General features: G+C 62.0%; 6 protein-coding genes. All 6 read left to right on the forward strand.

The annotated features are described in order from the left end of the window. On the forward strand, positions 1–502 hold a 502-nt coding region (gene gspM / locus PHT20_RS16040), incomplete at its 5' end, for a type II secretion system protein GspM (RefSeq protein ID WP_366520947.1). A gap of 9 nt (positions 503–511) precedes the next feature. After that, positions 512–1,291 carry a type II secretion system protein N gene (gene gspN, locus PHT20_RS16045; RefSeq protein ID WP_366520948.1) on the forward strand — a complete coding sequence of 260 codons (780 nt, stop codon included), beginning with the start codon at positions 512–514 and terminating at the stop codon, positions 1,289–1,291. Positions 1,292–1,325: 34 nt separating this feature from the next. After that, positions 1,326–3,377, forward strand: coding sequence for a type II secretion system secretin GspD (gene gspD / locus PHT20_RS16050; protein ID WP_301021316.1), 2,052 nt, complete (start codon positions 1,326–1,328; stop codon positions 3,375–3,377). Between the two features lie 10 nt (positions 3,378–3,387). After that, positions 3,388–4,914 carry a type II secretion system ATPase GspE gene (gene gspE / locus PHT20_RS16055; RefSeq protein WP_301021311.1) on the forward strand — a complete coding sequence of 509 codons (1,527 nt, stop codon included), beginning with the start codon at positions 3,388–3,390 and terminating at the stop codon, positions 4,912–4,914. Between the two features lie 64 nt (positions 4,915–4,978). Further along, entirely contained in the window at positions 4,979–5,545 is a 567-nt protein-coding gene (locus tag PHT20_RS16060) for a Uma2 family endonuclease (protein WP_301021312.1), read from the forward strand. Between the two features lie 13 nt (positions 5,546–5,558). Beyond that, on the forward strand, positions 5,559–6,111 hold a 553-nt coding region (locus PHT20_RS16065), incomplete at its 3' end, for a type II secretion system F family protein (RefSeq protein ID WP_301021313.1).

Here is a 6,111-nt window from a genome sequence, read left to right on the forward strand (position 1 = left end):
TGATCAGTGCCGGAGGCCAGCCATGAGCGCCTGGGCCGAGGTACAAAACCGCTGGCAAGCCTTGCCGCGGCGCGAGCAACGCCTGCTGTGGCTGGCGTTGGCAGTGGTGGGCTTGGCCATGCTGTGGTGGCTGGCGTTGGCTCCCGCGTTGAAAGTGCTCAATACCGCCCCAGCGCAGCATGCCCAGCTGGATGCCCAGTGGCAGCACATGCAGCAGCTGCAAGCCCAGGCGCAAGCCCTGCGTGCCCAACCGGTGGTGAATGCCGCCCAAGCCCGCACCGCGCTGGACGACAGCGTGAGCCTGCTGGGTGCCAATGCCAAGCTGGTGGTGCAAGCCGAGCGCGTCACCCTCACGCTTCAAAACACCGCCCCTCAAGACCTGGCGCAGTGGCTGGCCAACGCGCGCCAAAATGCCCACATGGCACCGCTTGAAGCCCGCCTGACCCGCAACGCCACCGGCGGCTGGGACGGCACGCTGGTGCTGCACCTGCCTGCCCAATAAATCATGATCTTGAAGACACAAGTCATGTCGCCTTGGCGTTGGGGTTTGAGCGGCGCGCTGTTGGGTGGTCTGGTGAGCTTGCTGTGGTTTGCGCCAGCGCATTGGCTGGCGGCAGCAGTCCAGCAAGCCAGCCATGGGCAAGTCAACTTGCAAGACGCGCGTGGCACGGTGTGGGACGGCTCAGCCCAGCTCACTTTGACCGGCGGCGCTGGCAGCCCGGCGGCGGCCACGTTGCCCAGCCGCTTGCAATGGACGCTGCAACCCAGCGGCCTGGGTCTGGCGCTGCAACTGCACACCCCGTGTTGCTTGCAGCAGCCCTGGCGGGTGCTGGTGCAGCCGCGCTGGGGTGGGCTGCAGGTGGCGTTCTCTGACACCTCGTCCACCTGGCCAGCGCCCTTGCTGGCTGGCTTGGGCACACCGTTCAATACCTTGGCGCTGCAGGGGCAGCTGATGTTCAGCCCGCAGGGCTTGAGCGCCAGTTGGGTGGCCGGGCGTGTGCAGCTGGCTGGCACGGCGCAGTTGCAGCTGCAAGAGGTGTCGTCTCGCCTGTCCACCCTCAGCCCCATGGGCAGCTACCGCTTGACCCTGGCCGGAGGCAGTGCGCCAGAGCTGCAATTGGCCACGCTGCAAGGTCCGCTGCAGCTTTCAGGCCGCGGGCAATGGGTGGGCGGCAAGCTGCGCTTTGTCGGCGAGGCCAGCAGCGCACCTGAGCACTTGGGTGCTTTGTCGAATTTGTTGAACATCATTGGGCGGCGCAGTGGCGCCCGCTCGGTCATTACCTTGGGATAGTTTCATGCCTCAACACACACCAAAATCGCGTTTGATGGGTTTTCAAAAAAGTATCATTTCAATAGCTGCTTACGCACTATTTACAAGCGCTACAGGGCTATTTTGCTTGCAAAACTTGGTTCAAGCCCAGACCCCGGTGAAGGCCAGTGAGGCGGTCACGCTGAATTTTCAGGGGGCTGAGATCGAAGCCGTGGCGCGCACTTTTGCCAGCATCACCGGGCGCAATGTGGTGGTAGACCCGCGCGTTAAAGGTACCTTGACGCTGGTGTCAGACCAGCCAGTCAGCCGCGCGGCGGCTTTGGGGCAGTTTGTGGCGGCCTTGCGGTTGCAGGGCTACACACTGGTGGAGTCGGGCGGACTGTACAAAGTGGTGCCCGAGGCCGAGGCCAAGCTGCAAAGCGCCGGGGTCAACATCCAGGACGAGCGCGCCACAAACGTGCCCACCAGCAACCAGATTGCCACCCAAATTTTCAAGCTCAACCACGAGTCAGCCAACAACCTGGTGGCCGTGTTGCGCCCCTTGATCAGCCCCAACAACACCATCAATGCCAACCCTGGCACCAATTCGCTGGTGATCACCGACTATGGCGACAACCTGCGCCGCTTGTCGCTCATCATTGCAGCGCTGGACGTGGCCAACGCCACCGATGCCGAGGTCATTGCACTGCAGCACGCCCTGGCTTCAGACCTGGCACCGCTGGTGCAGCGGCTGATGGGAGTGGGCGGCAGCACGGTGCCGGCGGGCACTGCCGAAAACGCGTTCAAAACCACGGTGATGGCTGAGCCACGCGCCAACGCGCTGATTGTGCGAGCCGCCAACGGCGCCCAGCTGGCGCTGGTGCGCTCGTTGATTCACAAGCTTGACCAGCCTGATGCCAACCGCACCGGTGCGGCCGGCAACATCCATGTGGTTTACCTGAAAAATGCCGACGCCACCAAGCTGGCCGTCACCTTGCGTGCGGCCATCAGCAGCGCTGCCAGCCCGGCTGCCGCACCCACCGGCGCCCCAAGCACGCCTGCTGCACCGGCCGTCACCACCGGGGGGCAAATTCAGGCCGATGCGTCCACCAATTCGCTCATCATCACCGCGCCCGAGCCGCAATACCGCCAGTTGCGTGCCGTCATCGACCAGCTGGATGCTCGGCGGGCGCAGGTGTTTGTGGAAAGCCTGATTGCCGAGGTCAGCATGGACAAAGCGGCTGAGTTTGGCATCCAGTGGCAAGGGCCGCTGGGTAACGCTGGCAGCGGGGTGGTGGGCTTGCTGGGCAGCAACTTTGGCATTGGCGGCAAAAACATCATCAGCCTGGCTACGGGCGCAGCCACCGGCACGGTGGTGCCGGGGCGTGGTTTGAATGTGGGCGCAGCGCAGCAGGTCAATGGGGTCTATGTGTTGGGCTTTTTGGCGCGCTTTCTGGAAGACTCTGGCAGTGGCAATGTGCTCTCCACGCCCAACCTGCTCACTTTAGACAACGAAGAAGCCAAGATTGTGATTGGCCAAAACGTGCCGTTTGTCACCGGCCAGTTCACCAGCACTGGGGCCACCACGGGCGGTACGGTCAACCCGTTTCAGACCATTGAGCGCAAAGACGTGGGGCTCACGCTCAAGGTCAAACCCCAAATCAGCGAAAACGGCACGGTCAAGCTGGCCATTTACCAAGAGGTCAGCAACGTGCTGGCCTCCAGCGTGAACGCCCCCAACGGCCCCACCACCAACAAACGCACCATTGAATCAAACGTTTTGGTGGAAGACGGTGCCATTGTGGTGCTGGGTGGCTTGCTGCAAGACGAATACGCGGGCAACCAAGAAAAAGTGCCCGGCCTGGCAGACGTGCCTTTGTTTGGCAATTTGTTCAAAAGTGAAGCACGCAGCCGCAAAAAAACCAATCTGATGGTGTTTTTGCGCCCGGTGGTGGTGCGTGATGCGCGCGCCACCGACAAGCTGTCGATGGATCGCTACGACCTCATGCGCAGCGGCATGCAAGATGCCCAGCCCACCCCCAGCACGCTGGTGCCGGTCAACCAAGCCCCGGTGTTGCCTGCGCTGGTGCACCAACCCGCAGCAGTGGCCACACCGGCTGGCCAATAACACCCCCGCCATGCGTTACTCATTGCCCTACGCCTTTGCCCGCACCCACCAGCTGCTGCTGGAAGAAGATGCCGCTGCTTACACCCTGTGGCTGCACACGGCCTCGCACCCTGCGGCGGTGAGCGAGGTGTGCCGCAAATACCCGCAGCTGGCGCTGCAACTGCAAGACGCCGCCACGCTCATTCAGCGCATCAGCGTGGCCTATGCGCAGGGCGAATCCAGTGCCGCAGCGGTGGTCAATGAGGTTGAAAGTGACGCCGATTTAAGCCGCATGATGCAAGACCTGCCGGCCATTGAAGACCTGCTGGAAACCTCTGACGACGCGCCCATCATCCGCATGCTCAACGCGCTCTTGACGCAAGCCGCCCGCGATGGCGCCAGCGACATCCACATCGAACCCTATGAGCGCCATAGCAGCGTGCGTTTCCGGGTCGATGGCACGCTGCGCGAGGTGGTGCAGCCCAACCGTGCGCTGCACGCGGCACTGATCAGCCGCCTGAAAATCATGGCCGAGCTGGACATTGCCGAGCGCCGCATGCCGCAAGACGGCCGCATCAGCCTGCGCATTGGCACGCGTGCGGTCGATGTGCGTGTTTCCACCATTCCCAGCGCCCACGGCGAGCGCGCCGTGCTGCGTTTGCTGGACAAGTCTGAAGGAAAACTCAGCCTGGAAGGCTTGGGCATGCAGGGTGAATTGCTGCAAAGATTTGAGCATTTGGTGGCTCAGCCACATGGCATTGTGCTGGTCACAGGCCCCACCGGGTCAGGCAAAACCACCACGCTTTACGCCGCTTTGAGTCGCTTGGATGCCAAACGCAACAACATCATGACGGTGGAAGACCCGATTGAGTACGAGCTGGCCGGCGTGGGGCAAACCCAGGTCAACCCCAAGATTGAGCTCGACTTTGCCAAAGCCCTGCGCGCCATCCTGCGGCAAGACCCCGACATCATCATGATCGGAGAAATCCGCGACTTCGAGACCGCGCAAATTGCCATTCAGGCCAGCTTGACCGGTCACCTGGTGCTGGCCACCCTGCACACCAATGATGCCGCCAGCGCTGTGACGCGCTTGACCGACATGGGCATTGAGCCATTTTTACTGAGTTCCAGCCTGTTGGGCGTGCTGGCGCAGCGCCTGGTGCGCAAACTGTGCCCGCACTGCAAGCAGCCCGTTGAGGCGTTATTGGGGGCAGTTCCCAATTTTGCGCAGCAAAACTTGGGCTCTGACCCCAATAACGCCGGTGCATCACAACGCTCGGGCTCTAGCTCTACACCCAATTTCCCGAGTCAAGCCGAATACCACCCTGTGGGTTGCGAGCACTGTGGCCACACCGGTTACCAAGGCCGTAACGGCGTGTTTGAGTTGCTGGTGACCGACGACGCCATTCGCGCCCAAATCCACAGCCGCGCTTCAGAGGCTGACATCCGCAGCGCTGCCCGTGCCGCTGGCATGGTCTTGATGCGCGAAGACGGCGAGCGCTTGGTGCGCACTGGCGTCACCTCACTTGAAGAACTGCTGCGGGTCACGCGCGATTGAGTGCCATGTGCTTCAAGCGTGAGGCATTCATAATCAAACATGCACACTTCAAGAGGACACCATCATGGGACTAGCTGCTGAAAACCTCGGCTTTACTGCCGCTGACTACCTGGCCTGGGAAGCCACCCAAGTCGACCGCCATGAATACCTCGACGGCGAGGTGTTTGCCATGGCAGGCGCCGAAGACCGGCATGTGACTGTTGCAGGCAATTGCTATGTGAACCTGCGCCAGCACCTCAGTGGTGGTCCGTGCCGCGCCTACATGAGTGACATGCGCTTGCATGTAGCCGCTGCCAACAGCTATTTTTACCCCGACGTGTTGGTCACCTGCAGCGCGCAAGACCATGCCAGTGCCTTGGTCAAAACCGAGCCCCGGCTGATCATTGAAGTGCTCTCGCCGAGCACAGCAGCCTATGACCGGGGCTTGAAATTCAGCCACTACCGCAGCCTGCCTAGTCTGCAGGAATATGCCTTGATCGACCTGGACACGCGCAGCACAGACGTTTACCGCAAAGGCGCCGATGGCCTGTGGGTATTGCACCCGTTTGCCAGGGGTGAGGTGGTTGAGCTCGCCAGTGTGGCTTTGCAGATCAGTGCCGAGCAGTTGTTTGCCGATGTGCTGGAGCTTTGAGGTTTAAATTTCGATGCCCGTCTATTCCTTTGAAGCCTTAAGCAGCGCGGGTGACACCCGCAAAGGCGTGATCGACGCCGACTCTGCCAAATCCGCCCGTGCCCAGTTGCGCAGCCAGGCGTTGGTGCCGCTCAAGGTGGAGGCGGTCAGTGCCCAGACGGGTTCGGCTGGCACAGCTTCGGCCAGTGGTGGCCGGGCCAAGCGGGTGTTTGGTGCCAACGCGCTGGCCATCTGGACGCGCCAGCTGGCGGGGTTGGTGTCGTCTGGCTTGCCACTGGAGCGTGCCCTGGCCAGTTTGTCGGATGAGGCTGAAAAGCCCCCTGAGCGAGAGCTGGTGGCCACGCTTCGCTCTGAAGTCAACGGTGGCACGGCACTTGCCAAGGCCTTGTCACAGCACCCCCGCGAGTTTTCAGACATTTATGTCGCGGTCATCGGTGCGGGTGAGCAAAGCGGCAACTTGGGGCTGGTGCTGGAGCGCCTGGCGGATGACCTGGAAGAGCAGCAGGCACTCAAGTCCAAACTGCTTGGTGCGGCGCTTTACCCAGCCATTGTGTCGCTGGTGGCCG

Origin of the sequence: Rhodoferax sp., from assembly GCF_028715765.1 — a bacterium.
In the GTDB taxonomy this organism is placed as follows: domain Bacteria; phylum Pseudomonadota; class Gammaproteobacteria; order Burkholderiales; family Burkholderiaceae_C; genus Rhodoferax.